Source organism: Hungatella sp. (assembly GCF_046966825.1).
Genome location: NZ_JBKVCZ010000049.1, coordinates 4,018 through 27,020, shown reverse-complemented (window position 1 = coordinate 27,020; position 23,003 = coordinate 4,018). Strand labels below are relative to the sequence as shown.

The 23,003-nt window shown below is 47.5% G+C and carries 19 protein-coding genes; 6 read left to right on the top strand and 13 right to left on the bottom strand.

Annotated elements, in window-relative coordinates; genetic code table 11:
* Window positions 1-150: 150 nt before the first annotated feature.
* The 4 genes from ACLTD4_RS16160 to ACLTD4_RS16145 all read right to left on the bottom strand — a co-directional run bounded on the left by ACLTD4_RS16160 (window position 151) and on the right by ACLTD4_RS16145 (window position 5,048).
* A complete protein-coding gene (locus ACLTD4_RS16160; RefSeq protein WP_117620629.1) occupies window positions 151-1,464 on the bottom strand; it encodes an alpha-L-fucosidase in 1,314 nt (437 codons plus the stop codon).
* 31 nt (window positions 1,465-1,495) lie between these two features.
* Window positions 1,496-2,401, bottom strand: a complete 906-nt coding sequence (locus ACLTD4_RS16155; protein ID WP_117620628.1) for a carbohydrate ABC transporter permease — start codon at window positions 2,399-2,401, stop codon at window positions 1,496-1,498.
* Window positions 2,402-2,417: 16 nt separating this feature from the next.
* Window positions 2,418-3,323, bottom strand: a complete 906-nt coding sequence (locus tag ACLTD4_RS16150; RefSeq protein ID WP_181988559.1) for an ABC transporter permease — start codon at window positions 3,321-3,323, stop codon at window positions 2,418-2,420.
* A gap of 69 nt (window positions 3,324-3,392) precedes the next feature.
* A complete protein-coding gene (locus tag ACLTD4_RS16145; RefSeq protein WP_117620626.1) occupies window positions 3,393-5,048 on the bottom strand; it encodes an extracellular solute-binding protein in 1,656 nt (551 codons plus the stop codon).
* A 194-nt stretch (window positions 5,049-5,242) separates the two neighbouring features.
* On the opposite strand from ACLTD4_RS16145, the gene ACLTD4_RS16140 reads away from it, so the two are divergent.
* A complete protein-coding gene (locus ACLTD4_RS16140) occupies window positions 5,243-6,097 on the top strand; it encodes an AraC family transcriptional regulator (RefSeq protein WP_117620625.1) in 855 nt (284 codons plus the stop codon).
* 192 nt (window positions 6,098-6,289) lie between these two features.
* Here the strand turns inward: ACLTD4_RS16140 and ACLTD4_RS16135 are convergent, their stop codons facing one another.
* Together ACLTD4_RS16135 and ACLTD4_RS16130 are read right to left on the bottom strand one after the other, a co-directional pair.
* Window positions 6,290-7,471: an MFS transporter gene (locus ACLTD4_RS16135; protein WP_243008199.1), complete on the bottom strand. Its 1,182-nt coding sequence runs from the start codon at window positions 7,469-7,471 to the stop codon at window positions 6,290-6,292.
* 340 nt (window positions 7,472-7,811) lie between these two features.
* Window positions 7,812-8,519 (bottom strand): helix-turn-helix transcriptional regulator, encoded by a 708-nt coding sequence (locus tag ACLTD4_RS16130; RefSeq protein ID WP_181988548.1) that lies wholly within the window; start codon window positions 8,517-8,519, stop codon window positions 7,812-7,814.
* Between the two features lie 189 nt (window positions 8,520-8,708).
* Between ACLTD4_RS16130 and ACLTD4_RS16125 the strand changes: the two genes are divergently transcribed.
* Window positions 8,709-9,323 carry a TetR/AcrR family transcriptional regulator gene (locus ACLTD4_RS16125; protein ID WP_117620622.1) on the top strand — a complete coding sequence of 205 codons (615 nt, stop codon included), beginning with the start codon at window positions 8,709-8,711 and terminating at the stop codon, window positions 9,321-9,323.
* A 4-nt stretch (window positions 9,324-9,327) separates the two neighbouring features.
* Window positions 9,328-10,704, top strand: coding sequence for an MATE family efflux transporter (locus ACLTD4_RS16120; RefSeq protein WP_117620621.1), 1,377 nt, complete (start codon window positions 9,328-9,330; stop codon window positions 10,702-10,704).
* On the opposite strand, the gene ACLTD4_RS16115 is transcribed toward ACLTD4_RS16120, so the two are convergent.
* Together ACLTD4_RS16115 and ACLTD4_RS16110 are read right to left on the bottom strand one after the other, a co-directional pair.
* Window positions 10,705-11,862: a DUF2812 domain-containing protein gene (locus ACLTD4_RS16115; RefSeq protein ID WP_117620620.1), complete on the bottom strand. Its 1,158-nt coding sequence runs from the start codon at window positions 11,860-11,862 to the stop codon at window positions 10,705-10,707.
* 56 nt (window positions 11,863-11,918) lie between these two features.
* Window positions 11,919-12,314, bottom strand: coding sequence for a DUF2500 domain-containing protein (locus tag ACLTD4_RS16110; protein ID WP_002603919.1), 396 nt, complete (start codon window positions 12,312-12,314; stop codon window positions 11,919-11,921).
* A gap of 362 nt (window positions 12,315-12,676) precedes the next feature.
* On the opposite strand from ACLTD4_RS16110, the gene ACLTD4_RS16105 reads away from it, so the two are divergent.
* Window positions 12,677-14,008 carry a citrate synthase gene (locus tag ACLTD4_RS16105; RefSeq protein ID WP_055652869.1) on the top strand — a complete coding sequence of 444 codons (1,332 nt, stop codon included), beginning with the start codon at window positions 12,677-12,679 and terminating at the stop codon, window positions 14,006-14,008.
* Between the two features lie 3 nt (window positions 14,009-14,011).
* The gene (locus tag ACLTD4_RS16100) at window positions 14,012-16,324 is read left to right on the top strand and encodes a hydratase (RefSeq protein WP_117620619.1); all 2,313 of its coding nucleotides are present in this window, start codon (window positions 14,012-14,014) and stop codon (window positions 16,322-16,324) included.
* A gap of 106 nt (window positions 16,325-16,430) precedes the next feature.
* Here ACLTD4_RS16100 and ACLTD4_RS16095 read toward each other — a convergent pair whose 3' ends face one another.
* On the bottom strand, window positions 16,431-17,798 hold the full coding sequence (locus ACLTD4_RS16095; RefSeq protein ID WP_320995615.1) for an RNA-binding domain-containing protein: 1,368 nt from the start codon (window positions 17,796-17,798) through the stop codon (window positions 16,431-16,433).
* Between the two features lie 117 nt (window positions 17,799-17,915).
* On the opposite strand from ACLTD4_RS16095, the gene ACLTD4_RS16090 reads away from it, so the two are divergent.
* Entirely contained in the window at window positions 17,916-18,590 is a 675-nt protein-coding gene (locus ACLTD4_RS16090; protein WP_117620617.1) for a DUF5680 domain-containing protein, read from the top strand.
* A gap of 124 nt (window positions 18,591-18,714) precedes the next feature.
* On the opposite strand, the gene ACLTD4_RS16085 is transcribed toward ACLTD4_RS16090, so the two are convergent.
* The 4 genes from ACLTD4_RS16085 to ACLTD4_RS16070 form a co-directional block, all read right to left on the bottom strand.
* Window positions 18,715-20,340, bottom strand: a complete 1,626-nt coding sequence (locus ACLTD4_RS16085) for an SH3 domain-containing protein (protein WP_055652873.1) — start codon at window positions 20,338-20,340, stop codon at window positions 18,715-18,717.
* 164 nt (window positions 20,341-20,504) lie between these two features.
* On the bottom strand, window positions 20,505-21,302 hold the full coding sequence (locus ACLTD4_RS16080; RefSeq protein ID WP_029466354.1) for an ABC transporter ATP-binding protein: 798 nt from the start codon (window positions 21,300-21,302) through the stop codon (window positions 20,505-20,507).
* 2 nt (window positions 21,303-21,304) lie between these two features.
* A complete protein-coding gene (locus ACLTD4_RS16075; protein WP_002603913.1) occupies window positions 21,305-22,219 on the bottom strand; it encodes an ABC transporter permease in 915 nt (304 codons plus the stop codon).
* 171 nt (window positions 22,220-22,390) lie between these two features.
* On the bottom strand, window positions 22,391-23,003 hold a 613-nt coding region (locus tag ACLTD4_RS16070; RefSeq protein ID WP_412331417.1), incomplete at its 5' end, for an ABC transporter substrate binding protein.

Sequence of the window (23,003 nt, the reverse complement as noted above, 5' to 3'; positions counted from 1 at the left end):
TCTTATGATGTGGAAGGAACCAATATTTTATGCTTTGTACCGGCACAAAAAGAAGCACAGAAATTAGTACAGAAATTGATTATTACACCTCACCGAAAAAGACGCTGTTCCGGATATGTTGTAACTCCGGTACAGCGCCCTTGCATTTTCCTATCGTTCTTTCTGATAGACCATTCCATAATTTAATTGAGGATACCGTGTGGCATGGCGGTTCAATCCTCGTCCCCAATATGTAACCTCACCGTCAAATTCCAGACAAATCACGGTAATTCCAAGAATCCTGTCCTCTTCCTCTCCCGGAAGATCATATAGCCTGATTCTGTACTCATCCTGTTTAAATGCAATTTCCTTTCGATCTGATAAAAAATATGCTTTTTTTAATCTGTTTTGTATTCCGGCAATGTAGATAGTCCGGTCTTTTTCCGGCCAGAAAAAATTCCATACATATGCCTTATTATCGCAATAAGTAAGGTTTGACGTTCCATGATAGATTATCTGTTTTGCATCCGTTCTTCCATATAAAAATCCATGATATTCTTTTACCCATTTTCCTACTGCTTCCAACGGTTCTATGGCTTCTTCCGGTATGGTTCCGTCTGCTTTCGGTCCAATATTCAATAGCAGATTCCCGCTTTCCTTCGTCACCTCATAAAGCATACGCACGATCTGCTGGGCACTGTGGCTGAACGGTAAAACGCGTCCGGAATCTAAATATCCCCAACTGATTCCATTAAACGTCATGCAGGCTTCCCAGTCACGCCCTGCCGGTACAATTCTTCCTTCCGGAGTCTGAAAATCTTCCTCTAAAAGACTTCGGTTATTAATAATGATATCCGGCTGCAAGGAACGGACCATCTGGTTCAGTTCCAGTGAATTCCAGCCTTCAAAGGACTCCATCGGCTGCGCTACATCATACCATAAAATATCGATTTTTCCATAATTGGACATCAGCTCCCGGTTTAACTCCATAATATACTTAGTAAAGCGGATTCTGGCTCCCTGATCAAACGCACAGGCTCCGCCATCCGGGTGATGCCAGTCCATCAGGGACGAATAAAATCCGATCTTTAAATCAAACTCCCTGCATGCCTGGACAAATTCTTCTACAATATCCCGTTTTGGTCCATAATTTACGGAATTAAACGAATTTACCTTAGAATCCCATAAACTGAATCCCTCATGATGTCTGGTGGTCAAAACCATATATTTCATACCGGCCTGCTTAGCAAGCTTTGCCCATTCCCGGCAGCATCCCTCTTGGGGGAGAAAATCATAGGCGAATTTTGCATATTCTTCAATTGGCCAGTTCTCCATCGCCATTGCCCACTCGTGTTTTCCATAAACAGAATAGAGTCCCAGATGAATAAACATGCCAAATCGGGCATCTCTCCACCATTTCATCCGCTCATCTCTGGTTTCAGCTACACATCTTTCATACTCTGTTTTACTCAGTAAATTATTCATGCCTGATCTCCTCTATTTTATTCTATACCTTTCAGCCCTTTATGGCGCCAACCATAATACCGCTGACGAAATGCTTCTGCACAAATGGATAAATGGCAAGCATAGGCAAAGATGCCACTACGATAACAGAATACTTAAGCAGTTCCGTCAGACCCTGGGCCGCTTCGGCCGCCGACGCGTCTGCCAGCATAGACGGATCTACAGTACTGTTTATCAAAATCTCTCTAAGAAACAGTGTAACCGGATACAGCATCTGGTCTTTTAAATAAATCATTGCGTTAAAATACGAATTCCAATGGGTCACACCGTAATATAATACCAGCACAGCCAGAATCGGCTTTGACAGGGGCATCACCACATGGATTAAGTATCTAAAAGGCGCGCAGCCGTCTAAGCAAGCGGCTTCATACAGTTCATCCGGTATGGAGTTCATCATAAAAGTCCGGCACAGAATCATATTCCACGGATTTAATGCGACAGGCAGAATCATAGCCCATCTCGTATTGATAAGCCCAAGGTTCTTAACCAGTAAATACGTAGGAATAATTCCGCCGCTGAAATACATAGTAAATATAATCAGAGCAGCAATTACATTTCTTGCCGGAAATTCTTTCCTTGTAAGAGGATAGGCACAGCACACGGTAACGATGATATTAATCGTAGTTCCTGAAATCATGTAAAAGAAAGAATTGGCAAATCCAATCATGATTTTGGGATTCTTAAATACTGCCTGATATCCTTTTAAGGTTGGATTTACCGGAAGCAGCCATACTTTGCCATTAATAACTGCGTTTGGATCTGAAAACGATGCACTGACAATAAAAATCAGTGGCAGCAGCACAATTACCGTGACCAGCGTCAGGAATATATAGTTACAAATAATAAAAATCTTGTCCTGCAAATCTGCGGTTTTGAATGAGTGCATTTTTCCTTCCATATATAATCCCCCCTTCCTAAAATAAACTGGTATCCGTCAGCTTCTTGGAAATCTGATTCACAATGATTAACAGAACAAAGCTGATTACGGAATTAAAAAGTCCCGCTGCTGTAGCAAAGGAATAATTTGCGTTAGACAGTCCCACTTTATATACAAAAGTAGAGATTAGTTCTGATTTCGGCATGTTGACACTGTTTTGCATCAGATAAGCCTTTTCAAAACCAATATTAATAATATTACCGCAGTTAAAAATAAACATCGTGACTATGGTAGGAAAGATCCCTGGAATATCGACATGGCAGATTCGTTTCAGCCGGTTTGCCCCATCACAGATGGCAGCTTCCTTCAGTTCCATACTCACGCCAGCTAAAGAGGCCAGATAGATGACCGCAGAATACCCCATCGTCTGCCAGATCCCGCTTCCTACAAACAGCCCCCGAAACAAATCTTTATCCCCAAAGAAATTAATAGGTCCAATATTAAAAATTCCAATGATACGGTTGATAATACCAATTCTCATATCTGTTACCTGCATCAGAATACCAACCAAAACAACGGTTGATATAAAGTATGGCGCGTAAGTAATAAGCTGAACAAATTTCTTTATATGCCTGCTTCTGCATTCATTTAGCGAGACCGCCAGAATAATAGGCACCGGAAATGTAAAGATCAGCTGGTAAATACCTAAAATAAAAGTATTTTTAATAACCTTTGTGCTGGACTGCGATGTCAGAAATTGAATTACATATTTAAGGCCGACCCAGTCGCTTCCCAATATCCCTTTGCGCGGACTGAAATCTTCAAATGCTATTATTACGCCAAACATGGGAATATAATTAAATACAAATACCAAAACCAGCGGGATCAATATAATAGCCCAGAACTGCCATGTGGAATTTCTGCGTTTTTTCTTTTTTATCATTTTATTCACACATTTTCCTCCCTGCGATTGGCAAGGGGGCTGTAAGCCAGCCCTCCTGCCGGTTTCGTTTTACCTGTCATACGCAGCCTGGTATACATCCAGAATCGTCTGAAGCCCCATACTGTCAAGCTTGCTGATATAAGAATCCCAGTCAGCATCAATATCCATTTTTCCGGTTATAAAGGCAATTTCACTTTCGGCAATATAGCCCCCCGCCTCTACCAGCGGGACAGAAATCGAATCTTTTTCTTCAGATGTCATATGTAAAATCGGCAGAATATCGTAACCACCTGCCTTTGGAGCATATGGCTCCATTTTATTTTTGGTCTCTTCATACAGCAGTTTTTCAAGTGCTGCCGGATCATATTTATCGAGGGTGGGATCCATGGCCTGCCCAAGACGGAAGGCATTCGATGCATACATCATACCAGTAACCTGCCAGTCATGATTCTGGACTTCTGTCGAATATGGATTCAAGATATCATACATCGCTGGTTCTCCGTTGATGCCTGTCTTTCCCTCCGGTTTCCATACCCAGTCAGTTTCTTCTTCCGAGCCGTATTGTGCAATTAAATCAGTCTTATCTGTATAGAACCAGTCTGCCAGTCTCAGCGCCGCTTCCGGATATTTACATTTGTCAGTAACTACAAAACGGTTTTCGTAGACACTGTCATAACGGTAAAATGGTGTCTGGCGGAGTCCTGTTGGTCCTTCTACCGGCGGAAGCACTTCATAGTGCCTGTATAATTCACTGCTGGCTGAAGAATCAATATAAGCTGCGGAATAGTTTCTGGGGAAGAACAGCACCGGCTCTCCCTCCTGGTTAACTAAAGATTTTAAGGAATCCTCTGAATTAGAGAAATTGCCCTCATAAACAGCGCCCAAATCATAAAGGCTCTTTATATATTTAAGTCCTTCTTTATAAGCCTCCTGAGTTGCTGCCGAAACAATCTTCCCTTCCGGAGATACGACTGCTTTAATCTTACTATTATCGTTATGATCATCATTCGGAGTCAAAATGAACGCATTCATCAGCCAGTTTAGTGTAAGTCCCTTACTCCAGTCTGCAAAGCATACACCTTCCGGTTCTTTCTCTAAATAGGCTTTACATGCCTGATACAGTTCATCCGTGGTGTCTGGCACTTTAATCCCCATTTGATCCAGCTTATATGTATTCGCCCACAGCTTATCCGGATAATACATGTGGTAAGCCTCATTTAACTCTGCAAGGCCGTAAATATGGCCGTCACTCTGTTTGGTCATATCTATATAGTTTTTCATATTAGCCGTGTAATTGGGCATATTCTGCTCAATTAAATCTTCCAGCTGAAGCAAAATACCTTCTTTTACACCGTATTTTACAACATCAGGATTCAGACACATAATAATATCCGGATAGTCTCCTCCAGACATTGCAAGATTGATTTTTTCATTAGAAGTTTCCCAGTCAACCGCTTCGATCTCCAGGTTAATTCCAGTTAAATCTTCTAAGTATTTTGTAAAGTCATTGGTATTATAATCTTTAATCCAGGACTTTGACATAATCATCATTGTAAGCGTAATCGGCTCCTTTACAATTGGATATGTTCCGACTTCGTTTAAAATATCCTTAGAAACTGTGGCAGAGTCTGCCGGCTCTGCAGTCTTGCTCCCACATGCACCAAGTCCCAACACCATGCTGGCTGACAATATAACTGCTGCTGTTTTTTTCCAGATTTTCTTCATGCTTGTTCGCTCCTTGTTTTCTTTATTGATATCCGTATGGCAACCTCTTTTTTACAACTACATGCATTGTTTATTACCAGTAATATAAGTATACGCTTGTCAGTCTGCTTATTCTTGTGATATAATGTCAAAATATGGTACTAAATTCACTTTTTAGTTATATTCACCATGTGTTTAGGAATTAGGAGGTGCAAATGCATTATTATGATTACAATGAGCCCAGGCAGCACGGTACAATTAACTTTCCAATTGAATATTACTACGTCGATGAACGGCATCCCAGGTACCTCATGCCATACCACTGGCACAAAGAATATGAGATTATTCGTATACTAAAAGGGCATTTTACAATTACCATAGACGGAGAAACATGCAGTGCCAACGCCGGGGATCTGATATTTATAAATCAGGGGCTGATTCACGGGGGAATCCCAGAGAATTGTATATATGAATGCATTGTATTTGATCTGCAGTTTCTTTTGATGCACGGAGCTGCCATGACGCAGTATATGACTAAATTAACCGGCTGTTCGATTCTGATACAAAGCCATTTTACCCGATGTGACAAAGATTTGTTCGCCATAGCAGCCCAGCTTTTTGAAGCTGTAGAGAAAAAAGCTCCGGCCTATGAGCTCAATACTGTAGGGGCTCTCTATTTATTTTTAGGTATCATTTTTCAAAAGAACTATTATACCGCCTATACGAAAACGACCAGGCGAAATCTAAAGGAAGCAAATCATATTAAACCGGTTCTGGAATATATTGAAAACCATTACATGGAAAAAATCTCTTTAGAAAAAATGTCAAGGATAGCAGGGATATCACCCAAATACTTCTGTCGCTGTTTTAAGATATTTTTCCATATGACCGCCTCTGATTATTTAAACTACAAACGTGTGGAACAGGCTTGTTATGAATTGACTGTTCTGGACAAATCAGTAACGGAAGTAGGATTTGACTGCGGATTCCATGATACCAGTTACTTTATTCGTATTTTTAAGAAGTATAAAGGAATGACTCCAAATCAACTGAAGCAGAGTATTGGATAAGCTTCCATTATTTTAGCTTTTCATCGGTACAAAAAGAAGCACAGGAAGCGGAACGCATCATCGCGCTCTTCTTCCTGTGCTTCATTTATTCATTCTTTTTCATTTTTTTATAACAGAAGAAGCAGCTCAAGCTTCCGAGAATGCCGGTACAGAGAAACATGACCGCCATCCCGGAGCCGGCTCCATACCCGGTCAGCCGGTGAAGAAACGTCTGAATGCCCCGTCCGTGCGCATAAACGGTTCAAACACGTAGTCTGCCAGAAAACCGCCCAGGAGAATCCCGGTCGGAATCGTCCAGTACTGGATGGCATTTCGCACGGCAAAGATGCGCCCCTGCATATTCTGCGGAATCGTCCGGTAGAGAATTACATTCTGCCCAGCCATAATAAAAGGAATGGGGATGCTGGCCGCTATGCCGGCAATACTCCATACAAGAACATTCTGCCCTGCTCCCATCAGAAAATCGCCCAGCAGAAAGGAGATGCCTCCCGATAAAAAGATCACCCGGACGCTGTCCTTTGGAAGCTTTACGAAGGAGACGATCAGACCGCCCGCCATGCCTCCGATCCCCAGAATCCCGCTGACAATGCCGAGCACGATCTGGTTCTGGCCGCTCCGCGCCAGAATCATGGGAGAAAGGATATTTTCATAGGTCAGCCGTGAAAAGAAGTTCATAAGCGCCATGCTGATCATCAGATACCAAAGCTGTTTCTGTCCGCGGAGAAATTGAAGCCCCTCCCTCCACGATTCCCGAACTGAGATATTCTCTTTCTTTTTCCCTGTCTCCATCCCTCCCGCATTCTCCGGTATCTTGATCCGAAACAACAGGACAGAAAAAGCAAACAAAAAGGTCGCCAGATCAAAGACGATGACACTCTTTAACCCTGCAAAGGAGGATAAGGATGCGGCCATTACCGGGGTCACCACCGTGAGTAAGGATGATGTAAAGGAATTTAAGCCGCTGGCCTGGCTGTACTTTTCCTTCGGAACCAGCATCCCCACCGCCACCGTCTCCGCCGGAAACTGAAATGCGTTCATGAAGCCGGTGATTCCATTGACGATAAAAATGTGCCAGACCGCCAGATTCCCGGAGACCGCAAACGCCGCCACGGTCAGAGAGCAGACCGCCGCAAGGAGGTCCGCGAGAAGCATGATCGTTTTCTTATGGTAACGGTCGATTACCGGCCCGGCAACGATGCTGGCCGCAATATAGGGAAGCCATGTACAAAATGTCATAAGCGACACGGACATGGCGGAACCGGTTCTGCCGTAAGACCAGATGATTAAGGCAAAGGAAGTCATGGAACTCCCCAGCTGTGATACGGACTGACTGAACCAGAAGATGATAAAGTTACGGTATTGTCTGTCTTTCATAGATTCTCTCCTTATAAATTAAAATAAAAGTAACTCATTCCATTTATAAGTGCAGAATCCACTCAGGCGACATCTGTTTCATAAAATCAAGCGGTATTTCTGCCGCTTACAATTCCTTTTATACGCTCTGTGCCAGATTCGCCTGTCATGAAACTCTGCACAGAGCTGCTGCATTCATTCTGATCACTGGTGCCATGGTATTCCCTCCCTTTCAGGTATTGAGCACAAGGAGTTTCCGTGAGTACTCGTACTGCGCGGCAGATCTGCTCCCACAGGCCGCCTGCCCTGCTGTCAGTATACCACATTCCATCTCACCTGTCCCATATTTCTAACCGCGTCTTTATCGGCGGAGTCCAAGAAACATTCCGATCCCGGGAAGTAAAAACAGCGCAGGCGCCGTTACGAGCCGAACAATAAATGAAAAAACAAAGGGCGGGCGGCGGATCCACCCAGACACAGCTCCCGGGGCAGGCAGAAATGCGGGTACCAGATCCTGCACCACGGGTACCAGACACAGAAACGCTGCCGTCAGATACAGGAAAAGGAAGGCCATGGACACCCCTAAAACCGTTCTCCTGATCCAGTTCTGCCTGATCCGGATATCTCCGATGAGGCAGAGCCCGTTCATAAATGCCACAGCCGAAGCAAAAACACATAAGGGTCTCACAAGCAGCACAAATAAATAAACCGGGACCGTGTAGCAGAACCGGTAATACCAGTCCATGATTTTATCTTTGACCATCAGGTGAACCACAAGCCCAGCGAGGGCTATGGCTCCCCACATCAGACAGTTTCTCACACAGCGCTTTCTCTGTGCCCCCTTCTCCTCCCCGCTTTCCTCCAGTCTGGATCGTCCGTATAAGACCATCAGAATATCCGTGTCAAATACCGCGGCAATGGATTCCAGCGTCTCAATATCCGGCTGATTCTTACCTGTCTCCCAGCTGGAGACAGCCTGCCTCGTCACATGCAGCCGCTCAGCCAGCTGTTCCTGTGACAGCGCGCGCTCTTTCCTCAGCTTCTTTATGTTTTTTCCGATCCCGTTCATACGCGCTCCTCCTTCTCCATCTCTAAAAAACATACCACAGACAGCGCCGCACTGTCACGCAACAAATCGTTGCATCCCCCATTTTCAAGCAATTTCCATTGTTGCAAATAAATATTGACCATATGGTCTATTTGTGGTATCGTAATAATAGACCATATGGTCAATATTTATTTGCAGGAGAATGGAATCATGAAACGAGAAGAAAAAAATCAGCAGACCAGACGGCGCATCCTGGAAAGCGCGCTGGCAGAATTTGCCGAGCAGGGCTATGGAGCCAGCTCTGTCAATACCATCAGTAACGGGGAGGGGCTTTCCAAGGGAATTATCTACCACTATTTTCCGACAAAAGATGATTTATACTTAGCCTGTGTGGAAGAGTGCTTCCAGATGCTGACCGGCCACTTACAGAGCCATACGAACATGGAAGGCCAAACCGCCGAAGAGCGGCTGGAGCAGTATTTTCGAGTGAGACTGGACTTTTTTGAACAGAATCCCCAGTACCAGAGGATTTTCTGTGATGCCGTCATTATGCCGCCCGCTCATTTGGAGGCCTCCATTCAGGAGAAAAAAGCCCCGTTCGACCGTTTCAACATCGACAGCTTAAACCGGATGCTGGAGCCGGTATCTCTGCGCTCCGACTTATCGAGGGAAGATGTGGTGGACACCTTCCGTCAGTATCAGGACTATATCAATGCCAGATACCAGATGACCGGATCAGAGAAAATAGATATACGCGACCACGAGGAAAGCTGCCGCAGGGCGCTGCGCATCCTCCTGTACGGCGTTGTAGAGAGAAAGGAGTAATCCAATGGATAGTCAAAAAACAACGAATGCATCTGTTTTGGGAGAAATGAAGCCTTCGAAGGCCATCATCAAGCTGGCGGTGCCCGCCACTCTGGCCCTTTTAGCAAAGGCGGTCTATAATATCGTCGATACCGCCTACATCGGCATGCTGCATTCCGACACGGCTCTGGCCGCCGTCGGTGTGACGCTTCCCCTGCTTCTGATCATGGTTTCGGTGGAGAACATCTTTTCTGCCGGCGCCGCCGTGCTGGCAGGCCGTCAGCTGGGGGCGAAGGACCAGGAGGGGGCCAACACTACGGTGACGACCATCGTCGCCCTGTCGGTAGTTATCGGTATGATTCTCTGCGTCGGCGGACTCCTCTTTATGGAGCCGCTGCTCCGTTCCTTCGGCGCCTCGGACGCGGTTCTGCCCCAGGCCAAGGACTACGCGTTCTGGATGTTTATCGCCGCACTGGCTAATCTGCCGGCCCAAAGCTTGAATTGTGCCGCCAGGGCGGAATCTTCCGTCAAGATTTCTTCCAAAGCCGTCATCACAGGCGCCGCCTTAAATGTGGTTCTGGACCCTGTTTTCATGTTCGACTGGGGCCTGGGTATGGGCGTGCAGGGAGCCTCCCTGGCCACAACGGTCTCTCAGTTTGTCACATTTTTCATCCTGCTGTGGTTCTATTTAGGCGGACGCTCCATCATTAAAATCAAGCCGCACTATTTTAAGCCCGACTTTCACATGATAAAAACGGTCACACTGATCGGAATTCCCTCCGCGGTTATTCAGATCTGTCTCGCAGCGGCCACATCGCTGACCAATATCGCCGCAAAGCCCATGCCGGACGCCGATTTAATCATTGCGGCCTACGGTGTCGTCCAACGGCTGATTCTCATCGGCTGCTACGTCATTATGGGATTTATGCAGGGATATCAGCCGGTCGCTTCCTACGCCTTTGGCGCGAAGAACGAAGACCGTTTTCATGAGTCTGTCCGCTTCTCCCTCACCGCTTCCCTGCTGCTGACAATCGTGGTGGCCGCGGTCTATATCGCTCTGTCACGGCCGTTCATCCGGTTATTTAACAGCAATCCCGCCGTGATCGAATACGGTTCCCGGCTGCTGATATCCCAGGTTGCCTTATATCCGGCGTTTGGACTCTGCTATATGATGACCATCACCTTTCAGACCATCGGCGCCTCAAGGTTCGGCCTATTCCTGTCCATGATCCGCCAGGGTCTCTTTTACGTGCCCTTTATCCTGATTCTGCCGAGGCTTCTGGGCGTGACCGGCATCTATTTTGCCCAGCCCGCGGCCGATGTTCTTACTATATTAATATGTATCCTTTCGATCCGCCCCATGAAACGGACGGCTTCTAGGAATATGAGGGAAACCCGCTGATCACTGCCAAAACAGCTCCGGCTGGGTCCACGTCTCCATGGCGTCGTGAATCATCTTTAAAAACTCGTCTGTATAACCGGGGCCGATATAGCACACTGCTGCTACCTTCTGTCCGTCGGAGACGAAGAGATAATGCATGCTGTCGTTTATCTCGGCCACAAAGGCGGTGTCAAACAGCCCGGAAGATACCGCCTCCGGCTCAGCGCTGCTCCACTGCAGCTGATCCTTCATCATATTTTTAAAGACCGGCTTCACCAGCCTGGAAAAGCGGAGTTCCATATAATCCATACGGAGCATCTGGGCATCCGGTCCCTCCTGGACGATCTGAAACTGTACCGGTGCAACGATGGAAGAATGATAGGTGACCGTTCCGCTTATTGGACTGCTCTCCGGCGAAATCGCCGCAATGGGCGGAACCGGAAGACTGGTATGTACCGCACTCAGTTCCTTATGCCAGGACTTCTGCTCTCCCGCCCACATAAACACGAGGCAGATGCAGATTACCGCGACTGCTGAACAGATCGATCTGGCCCGTCCTCTGCCAGGGCGTGTTTGACCATTGTGTTCTGGCAGATGTACGTTACATTTTGTCCCCTTTAAATATCTCCGGATCTGTATGTAATCGGACATTCTCCATAAGATATTTATTCCAAACAGAAAGATCAACAGGGCGCAGAAAAGGAAGGGTGTCGCCATGGTGGTCGCATACCAGAAACCAAATCGGCCCAGAATCATCCAGCTCCAGAAAGCCGTCAGTACGCCATCCGCAGCGCATGTCATAAGACAGCCATGGCCCGTTTTCTTCAGGGATGAATCACCGGCGCTTCGTATTTCCCCGGAAATCTCCGGACTTACAGCCATCTCCCTGACAGCCGCAAATATTATAAACTTCCGCCACACATCACCGGCCGCTTCCCAGCCTGCCAGACGGTACTGCTCCGTCAGCTCCTTTTCATACTCATCCCGGTACTGGTCACAAGGCTCCAGCTTATAGACCAGGCTTCCCGGCTCTTTCCTTTGAAAATTTGCAAAATAATACCCGGTCTTCCTGACAAACAGCCCCTGGCCGGCCAGCTCCGAAAACCAGGCCTCCAGACCGGCGCTGTCGTAAGGACTGACCGGCATCAATTTTCTGATTGTTCTTTTTCGTTTTTCCATCTTTCATCTCCCTGCCCGCACTGGCGTGCGTCCGGTCATTCTCCCGAAATTCCTCTCTATGACTCCAGAGGTCCCCTCTCAAAACTGAGATACCTCGTTCCCTGAAAGGTCAGCCTGCCCATATCGCCTTCCGCCAGCATCCCGTACTCCGTTCCCGATACGCCCAGTTCCATGCGGTCGCCGCTCTCGACCTGGAACGTTGCATAATAAGACGTAAAATTTGTATAAGTATCCATCGTGTTCTGATTGCTGTGCCGGTGTGAAACCTCCTGACGCTTAGAAGTCACCATCGCTTCCACAGTCAATACCGGAGAGTGGTTATTAGAATTCCACTGCGAAATCCCTCGAATCAGGGTAACTACGATCATTACTGCCACGATCAAAAATATAACTCCGAATAAAATCGGAAATAACTGCGTAAATCCTCCGTAAAAGCCAAAATCACTGTACATGGCGCCGCTCCTTTTCCTTGTGGCTGTTACCACTTTTTTCTTTCTATTATAGTATATTGTCAGAATCTTTTCCTTTCTTTTTCCTTAATATTATTGATTCATTTTTATTTCTAAAAATTAAGGCCGTATAACGCACACATTTGTATGGTTAATACAAACACACCTTGTTGCAATCACAATATTTTAATTGTGATTGCAACAAGGTATTGACTTTGATACTTTTCCATGGTAAACTACTGAACAATATAAAAACGGTCACTTCAGTAATGCCAATGGTGGCAGCGTGGAGATCACTTCGCGCTGCTTTTCTGCAAATTTATGCAGTCCGTGACTGAATCTAAAGGAAAAGGAGAGAATATCGCATGAATAACTTCTTCATCGCACAGACATTTGGTAAATCCTCAAACTATACGGATATTCCAAATCATTTATTCAAGGAACACAACGTAAAAAAGGGTCTCCGCAACGAGGATGGCACCGGAGTCAGGGTCGGCTTGACGCGTGTATCCGACGTTGTCGGCTATGAGATTCAGGATGGAAAAAAGGTCAATGTACCCGGTAAGCTTTTCTACCGCGGAATCGAAATCGGCGATCTGGTAAAGGGAAAAGGAAATGCACGGTACGGCTTTGAAGAAACCACATTTCTTCTGTTATTCGGATACCTTCCCTCCAAGAAGGAACTGAACGAGTTTTCCGGAATTCTCCGTCATTTTTATCCGCTTCCCGATGAGTTTCTGGAGAAGAATCTGCTTCGTTCCCCTTCCCGCAATTTAATGAACAGTCTGCAGCAGAGTATCCTTTCTCTCTATAATTATGATGAAGATCCCGACAACGTGGACCCGTACCAGACGTTATTAAAGGGAATCAGCATTCTGGCTAAGCTTCCTTCCATGGCTGCCTACGCTTATCAGAGCAAGATTCACTACTATGACAGAGAAAGCCTGATCATCCACTATCCTAAGGAGGAATACTCTATTGCGGAGAACATCCTCTACATGCTGCGCCGCGACGGAACCTTCACCGAGCAGGAGGCAGACTTACTCGACGTCATGCTGATGATTCACGCCGATCACGGCGGCGGAAACAACTCTACCTTTACAAATGTCGTCATCTCCTCCACAGGAACCGACATCTACTCCTCGATCTCCGCGTCCATCGGCTCCTTAAAGGGACCGAAGCACGGCGGCGCCAATATCCGCTGCAGCGAGATGATCTCCGCCATCGAAAAGGAAATCGGCTTAAAGGCCACCGATGCACAGATCAAGCAGGTGATTAAGCGGATTCTTGACAAAGAATTTTATGATAATACCGGCCTCGTGTACGGTCTCGGCCATGCCGTCTACACAGTTTCCGACCCGCGAGCCGACTTATTAAAAACCTGCTGCGAGAAGCTGGCAAAGCAGAAAAAACGTGAGGATGAATACGAATTCCTGACAAGATTTGAAAAAGTTGCCAAAGAAACTCTCGCCGGAAACGGAAAAACTCTCTCAAACAATGTGGACTTCTACAGCGGATTCGCTTATAATATGTTACAGATACCGGAAGATATGTACACGCCGCTCTTCGTCTGCGCACGTATGGCAGGCTGGCTGGCGCACAATATCGAGAATAAGATGTATGATGGAAAGATCATGCGTCCGGCGTTCAAATACGTTGGTGAAGCAACACCTTACAAGAAGAGAGAGGAAAGATAGCATATGGTTAAATTGTATGATGGAGGCGCTTTCCTGGTAAACGGTACGGAACTGGTGCCGGAACAGGAAGCCGAAAAGCTTGTCGCTCTGACAGGAAAGAACGTAACTAAAGAAGAGGCGAAAAAGGGCACGATTGCCTATTCGATCCTGAAGGAACATAACACTGCGGACAATATGGAACATTTGAAGCTGCGCTTCGATTCCATGGCATCCCATGACATTACGTTTGTCGGAATTATTCAGACCGCAAGGGCGTCAGGCCTCACCGAGTTTCCGATTCCCTATGTCATGACAAACTGCCACAACTCCCTGTGTGCGGTAGGCGGTACCATCAATGAAGACGACCACATTTTCGGACTGTCAGCCGCGAAGAAATACGGCGGAATCTTCGTACCGCCTCACATTGCAGTCATTCACCAGTATATGCGTGAAATGATGGCAGGCTGCGGACGCATGATTCTCGGATCCGACAGCCATACCCGTTACGGAGCCCTGGGGACCATGGCGGTAGGCGAAGGCGGCGGCGAGCTGGTAAAGCAGCTGCTTCGTGATACATATGACGTCACCTATCCGGGCGTCGTAGCGATATATCTGACAGGAAAACCGGGGCCGGGCGTCGGCCCGCACGACGTGGCACTGGCCATCGTAGGCGCCGTATTTAAAAACGGTTACGTGAAAAACAAAGTTATGGAATTCGTAGGCCCTGGTATCTCCTCCATGGATACCGATTATCGGAATGGAGTCGATGTCATGACCACGGAGACTACCTGTCTCTCCTCCATCTGGAAAACAGACGAGGACACGAGGGACTACTTAAAGATGCATGGCAGAGAGGATGCTTATAAAGAGCTGACCCCGGCGGATGTCGCCTATTATGACGGCGTCGTATCCATCGATTTAAGCACCGTTAAGCCAATGATCGCTCTTCCATTCCATCCGAGCAACACCTATGAGATCGACGAACTGAATGCAAACCTGGGCGATATTTTAAGAACTGTGGAAAAGGAAGCCGACCATATTCTCGGCAATCCGAATGTTCACTTATCCCTGACCGATAAGATCGTGGACGGGAAGCTCCTGGTACAGCAGGGCGTCATCGCAGGCTGCGCAGGCGGAAACTATTCCAATGTCATGACGGCCGCTCATATCCTGTCCGGCAAGGACTGCGGAAACGATATCTTCAACCTGTCCGTTTATCCGTCCTCACAGCCGGTATACATGGATCTGGTAAAGAAGGGAGCCGTTACAGAGCTGATGGCTGCCGGCGCTACCATCCGTACAGCATTCTGCGGACCGTGCTTCGGCGCAGGCGATACTCCGGCGAACAACACACTGAGCATCCGCCATACCACGAGAAACTTCCCGAACCGTGAAGGTTCCAAGCCGGGCAACGGCCAGATCTCCTGCGTCGCCTTAATGGATGCCCGCTCGATCGCTGCCACCGCGGCAAACGGAGGCTACTTAACCTCGGCGGAAACCATTGCTGACAGTTATGAAGTACCTGCTTATGAATTCGACAGCACCTCCTATGAGAGAAGAGTTTATCAGGGTTATGGAAAGGCAGATCCGGAGGCAGAACTGATCTACGGACCGAATATCAAAGACTGGCCAGCCATGAGCGCCCTGACTGATAATATTATCCTGAGAGTCTGCTCTAAGATCATGGACCCTGTCACCACGACGGATGAACTGATTCCTTCCGGAGAGACCTCATCCTACCGCTCTAACCCGCTGGGTCTGGCAGAGTTCACGCTTTCCAGACGCGATCCGGAGTATGTCGGCCGTTCCAAGAAGGTCAATGAACTGGAGGCGGTTCGCAAGACCGGCGCCTGTCCGTTAAAACCGGATCCGGAGATGGAAGCAGCGTTCAATGCCCTTCGTATTTATTTGGATCAGCCGGAATTAAGAGCCAGGGCAACCGAGATCGGAAGCATGATTTACGCAGTAAAACCTGGCGACGGCTCCGCACGTGAGCAGGCGGCCAGCTGCCAGAGAGTTCTCGGCGGCCTCGCCAATATCGCAAACGAATACGCTACCAAGCGCTACCGCTCCAATGTGATTAACTGGGGCATGCTGCCATTCCTTCTGGATGAGGAGCCGTCCTTCGACATCGGTGATTTCATCTACGTTCCGGGTGTCCGCGCCGCCTTAGAAGGCGATATGCAGCATATACCGGCCTATGTCATTAAGAATGAAGAGGGCAATCCGATTCACGAGATCAATCTCCATATTGCGGAGATGACCAGCGAGGAAAAAGAGATCGTAAAAGCCGGCTGTCTGATTAACTATAATCGCAACCGCCACAGCGAGAATTAGATTCCTTAAACAGACCTGTAAAAAAGCTTTTATTAACACAGCTTCCGGCTGGAACTTGTTAATAAAAGCTTTTCTTTTATCCCTGTTTCTCAATAATCTGCGTAGTTTATTTCCTTACATATCTTGTCAGTCTGCCATTTCCAACTTTTTCAATTAAGCTTTTATCAAGCATTTCTTTTACCATGTTAATTGCATGCGTAGTTCCACTACCTAAAACTGTTTCAACATCAGAACGTGTAATTTCTTTTTTATATTCAAACAACTGAAGGATTGGCAAATACTTTGCATCTTCCATACTTAAATTCCGTGCATGTACATTGGGAAGAATCACTTGAAAAGCACCTTCCACACTTTCAAATGCAGGTTGTTCAGACTTCCCCTTATAGCAGCTTATAATCTTGCTGATTCCCGTACCATACGCTTCAATTAATTTCATTCTATAAAATAAATTTGCCAGCTTTTCATTTCTTGACTGGGAGGCGCCGAGCATAGCCGCTTCCAATGACAAACCGGGCACCAATCCACCTAAAGATATAAATTCCAGCCGGTCAGAATACAAATTAATAAAGGTGCTTCCACTAAAAGAATAATCTCTATGGACAATTGCATTCAATAATGCTTCCCGAACAGCATCTTCCGGATAATCTCTTTCGTCCGTACGCAGTAAATCATGGAAACTGGCCATTGTTCCATTATAAAAATCGATGGTTTTGTATACCTCTGCCAACTGTTCAAAAAGCGAGCCCGTAAATTCTTTCCTGTCTTTAAAGACCAATTTGTCTGTACCCTGAAAAACAGCAAATTTTATAGAATGCCTGCACTGATCCGAAACAAGCAGGCCCATATTTGTGAAAATACCATCAGGCGAAAGAATTCCCAGATTCTTCATCTGCACCCCTGTAAACTCCAGTTTTCTTCTCTCCATCTCCTTACTTAAACTGTTGAACGTCAACTCCTGAATTAATGAGCGGTTTGTTTCAAATGAATCGCCATCCGTCATCTTTATCATCATACGAATCGCATCTTCCGATGCCGGAGCGGAAGTTGTACCGCTTCTGACATATACACCGGTCGGTTTCAATCCTTTGTCAGAAAGATAATATGGTTTTTTCGTGCCTGAATCCACTGTCACTTTTATATACGATTTGTTTTCGTCTTTTAACAGTTCAATGCTTGTAAACATAGAGATATCTGGTCTGATACTATCTCTTATTGAATTTGCAATTTGCTGTATTACAAAATCAGCATGATCAACGCCAACAATCGTTCCATTGTCCTGCACACCAATATAGATCGTTCCGCCATTTGTATTTGCAAAAGAAACAATTTCTTTCTTCAAATCAGTAGTATAGATTTCTTTTAACTCAATAATTTCGCTTTCATACAATTCCATATTATCACTCTTTCTATCACGTTCTATCACCATTCTAACACAACAAGTGATAGAATGCAAGATACCTTTTCTTTCAGCCACAAATCCCTGTTTCTCAATAATCCGCAACCCACAGTTGCAGGGCCTGCCACCACAGGGTGTTTGCATTCTTCCCCATACTCCTGTATGATTATACGTAGCAGTGAAAGGAGGAACCACATGAATTTCAACGAAAAACTACAGCACCTGCGCGCCAGCCGAAAGCTTTCCCAGGAAGAGCTGGCCGGCCGCCTGGACGTCTCCCGTCAGGCCGTGACCAAATGGGAAAACGGCCAGGCATTTCCCGATTTTCCCAACCTGGTCCGTCTCAGTGAACTCTTCGGCGTTTCCATTGACCGCCTCGTCAGGCAGGAGGAGGAATGCGCCCCAGCCCTTTTAGACCCGGACCCTGCGTCTGAAAAGGCGCTTCGCCGCTTTCTTATGCGGGCCAAACAGCGTACCTACGCCTCCGGCCAGAACACTGCGCCACCGTCACGCCCCCAGTCTCACGATTTCCGATACTCCGAGCAGGATTATCTCTACATTGACACCTATCTGGGAAGCCGGAATTTTACGGGTGAGGAAGCTGTGTGGATCAGAGACACTCCCGTCTGGGCGCTCAATTACTATGGCGTATCGCTGGACGAGACCTTTTACAGCGCCTTCTTAAAGGAAGCTCTGTCACAGGTTCCGGCTGAACTTCCCCTCCGCGGCCCGGAATACTTCCGGAATGAGGATTTTACCTATGTCTGCCGTACACATGGTGCCCTCAGCCAGTTTCAGGGGGAAGAGGCCATCTACTGCCGGGAGGTCAGAATCTATACGTGTCTCTTCCACGGAGGCAGACTTTCCTGAGTCAATTCACCGGCTTTTCATGGACAAAAAAGTTCTGTTTTATCTTATAATACAAATCCTTCATACGAAAAAAGCATGCGCAGAACCCCCTCTATGGCTCTGCGCATGCTCTTTTATATAGGGATTAATCTCCCAGTATATTTCTGATTCTCACCGGTGTTCTGTAGTTCCATGTCGAGATCTTAATACCGCTTCTCCGGCTGGCCGCGTTGACGATCTGGCCGTTGCCAATATAGATTCCCACATGATTGATAGTTCCTTTACTGTTCGCATAGAATACGAGATCTCCCGGACGCATCTCGCTGGACTTCACTGCTTTTCCCATATTCGCCTGCGCACCGGAATAGTGCGGAAGGCTGATGCCAAAATGACCGAATACGGAGAGTGTAAATCCGGAACAGTCCGCCCCCTTGGTCAGGCTGGTGCCGCCCCATACGTAGGGATTGCCCAGGAACTGCAGTGCGTAGTTTACAATCTGAGTCCTGAGAGAAGCCGCCGCGTTGGCCTTTTCCTCCAGCGGTGAGAACTTGATCGCCTCAGGCAGCGCATATCTTACATCGACGTAATCCGATGCCACATAAGCGTTGCTGTCCTCCTCCAGCTCGATCTCTACCCAGCCGTCAATCTGTTTCAATACCGGATACTTCTCGTTATTCGAGATCTGGGTCCAGATCTTGGAATCGGTGGACGGTTCGGACCGGGCGTTCAGCATGTCCGTGTTCACGATAGCCATCAGCTCAGCGACCTTAAGCGCCTCATCCTTGGCTGCCTGTCCGGTCAGAATATAATCGGATTTCACGTAGCCGGTGATCTTACCGGACTGGATCTTGTACCAGCCGTTGTCCGTCGTCTCAAGAATGTTGCCCGCCGCCTTGCTCGGCATCTTGGCAATTACCTTGCCGTCCTCGCTGGGCTCTTCCCTGACGTTTAAGTAGTTATCTACATCCGAGATACCGATGTTCTTGTACATATTGAAGATCATGGCCTTCAGATCCAGTTTCCTGGCCTCGTTTAACGCATACTCCAGCTTGACGTAATCAGCCGACATATAGCCGGACGGAATCTGAACCCAGCCATCGACCTGATCGATGACCTCGTATCGCTCGTTTATAAGGCCCTGTCCCACGACATCCGACGTGGTATTGGCCTCTTTTCTGATATTTAAGTTGTCAACCTGCACGATCGCCCGCAGTGTCACGAGCTCATAGGCTTTCGCCTTCGCCTCATCACCTGTCAGGACATACTGGGAATCAATATATCCCTCGATGCCGCCGGAAGAAACCTTATACCAGCCCTCCTGGGTACTGTCTAATATCTCACAGGCACTGTCTCCCATCAGCTTTCCGACAATATCCGCCGAGGTATTCGGTTCTTTTCTCACATTCAAATATCCGGAAACCTGAACAATTCCCAGATTCTGGTAGGAATCGACAACCGCCTTTTTTTCCTCTTCCGTCTTCTTTGCCTGTGCTTCTGCCTCAGACTCCTCGGCTTCCTTCGCGGCAATCTTCAGCTGTCCCGGGTCTTCCGCCTGGCTCTCTGTCTCTGTCGCTGCGGTCGTCTTTTCCGCCCCTGCCGATACACGCTTTGCTATGGCCTTCCCGGCAAACAGGAGGATTACAACCACCACAACCGCTATCACTGCCAGAATGATGTATCTCTCAAAATCATTCTTATTACGCTTCTTTCTGGCTTTGTTCAAATGAACGATGTAATCTTTTTTGTCACTTTTATCGCTTTTGTTTTCCATTGTGTAATATTCACTCCATCATCGTTTTTGGCTTGAAACAGTCAAGTCAGACTACGAGCCTATCCGCCTTAGTATAGCATAATTTGTCGGTAATTGCGATATAGAAAGAATAAATAATTATTAAGATTATGTAACGATTCTGTGACACAAATATGTATACGATGCTACTTTGCCAGGATCATGCGGTCATTTGCAAACTCTTCGCCGCTTGCTTCCTCGAATTTCTTTAAGAGGTCTTCCACCTCCAGGTTCCTCTTCTCTTCCCCGGAAATATCATAGATAATGCGGCCTTCATGCATCATGATGAGGCGGTTGCCGATGGAGATGGCATCCTTCATGTTATGAGTGATCATCAGAGTCGTCAGATTCTGCTCTTCCACGATCTCCTGTGTGATCTCCAGCACTTTTTTCGCCGTCTTCGGATCCAGGGCCGCGGTGTGCTCGTCAAGCAGAAGCAGCTTCGGTTTCTGAAGCGTCGCCATCAGAAGCGTCAGCGCCTGTCTCTGACCGCCTGACAACAGACCTACCTTGTTGGTCATGCGGGTCTGGAGTCCCAGCCCCAGCTTCAATAAGGCATCGTGGTAGAAATCCTTCTCGTTGGCCTTGATTCCCCAGCCCAGGCCGCGCGTCTTGCCCCGCCGGAATGCGAGAGCCATGTTCTCCTGAATCTCCATGCCGGCCGCCGTTCCCATCATGGGATCCTGGAAGACTCTGCCGATGTAGCGGGCGCGCTTATACTCCGGTTCCCTGGAAATGTTGACGCCGTCGATCTCGATCTTGCCGGAGTCGATAGGGTATACCCCCGCAATCATGTTGAGCATCGTGGATTTCCCCGCGCCGTTGCCGCCGATAACCGTCACAAAATCACCTTCGTCCAGATGAAGGTTAATGCCGTTTAACGCTTTTTTCTCGTTGATCGTATTCTTATTAAAAGTCTTTCTGACATTCTGAATATCCAGCATAATTATTCTCCCCCTTCCGTGTAAGCCTTCTTAAGCCGCCATTTTCTCACCACGACAGGGACACAGAGGGCAACCGCCACGATCACCGCGGAAAGCAGCTTCATATCGTTGGCATTCATACCCATCCTCAGTACCACCGCGCGGATGACGAAGTAAATGACAGAGCCTACCACAGCCGAGGTCAGCTTGCTGCCGAAGGAGCGAAGGCGTCCCATAAGCACATCGCCGATAACGATGGCCGCCAGGCCGATGACGATAGCGCCGGTTCCCATGCCGATGTCCGCATACTTCTGGCTCTGGCATACGAGTCCGCCGGATAAGCCTACAAGACCGTTGCTGATAGTCAGTGCCAGCAGCTTGGTCCAGTTCGTATTCACGCCCTGCGCCCGGATCATGGCTTCGTTGTTGCCGGTCGCACGCATGGCGCTTCCGATCTCCGTACCGAAGAACCAGTACAGAAAGGCGATCATCACGATCGCAACTCCGACTCCCAGGAGAAGGGAAGCGACCTGTTTATTGATCCCTGTCCATCCGATGATCCTGGAGAAAATCGTGTCGGTCTTTAACAGAGGCACATTGCTCTTGCCGCCCATGATCCGCAGATTGATGGACCACAGTCCGATCTGCGTCAAAATTCCCGCGAGAATCGCCGGTATCTCAAACACTGTATGTAAGAATCCTGTCACCGCTCCTGCCACCATGCCGGCTGCTGCCGCTACAATCAGTGCGGCCCAGGGATCCATCCCCCTGTTCAATACCATGACGGCGCAGACACAGCCGCCCAAGGCAAAGCTTCCATCCACCGTCAAATCTGCAATGTCCAAAAGCTTGTAGGTGATGTAGACACCCAGTACCATAATTCCCCATAAGACTCCCTGTACTACCGCATCCTGAAGGGATACCAGTAAACCGTTCATTCAACCATTCCTCCGCATCTTTATCTTTCTGGCATTACCTTAAGCGTCTGTAATAACGCTCATAAATGCCTTACATAAAGAATACACTTCCGCATTCTTTATGTAAAGCATTTATGTAGAAACAGACAGATGCCTGCCGCTGCTGGCATCTGCCTGTTCATAAATATTCTTTTATTTGAGACCGGAAACGTCGATCCCAAGTGCTGCCGCCGTATCTTCGTTTACAGTCAGATTGCACTTGTCTGCCGGCAGGTATTCGATGGGCATCTGAGAGATATCTGCGCCTTCTGTCAGGATTCTGACAGCCTGCTGGCCGGTTAAGTAACCAAGCTGGAAGTAGTCGATTCCGTATGTAGCCAGGCCGCCTGCGTTCACCATGCCCTCTTCTCCGCAGATAACCGGGATTCCGTTGTCGCTCGCTACCATAGCTACCGTCGCCATCCCCGCAGCGATGGTGTTGTCTGTAGGAGCGTAGATCGCATCCACATTTCCTACCATGGAGGTAACTACAGTCTGAAGTTCATTGGAGTTCGATACCGTATAATCAACGGCCTTCATGCCCTTCGCCTCAATAGCTTCTCTCGCCATCTTCGCCTGAATCTCGGAATTGGACTCTGCTGAGCAGTAAAGTACGCCAATGGTCTGTGCATCCGGAAGAATCTGCTTTAATAAATCGACCTGCTCCTTTACGGGAGTCAAATCGGAAGTACCGCTGACATTACCACCCGGAACATCGTTGCTCTCTACTAAATCAGACGCTGCCGGGTCAGTAACCGCCGTAAGG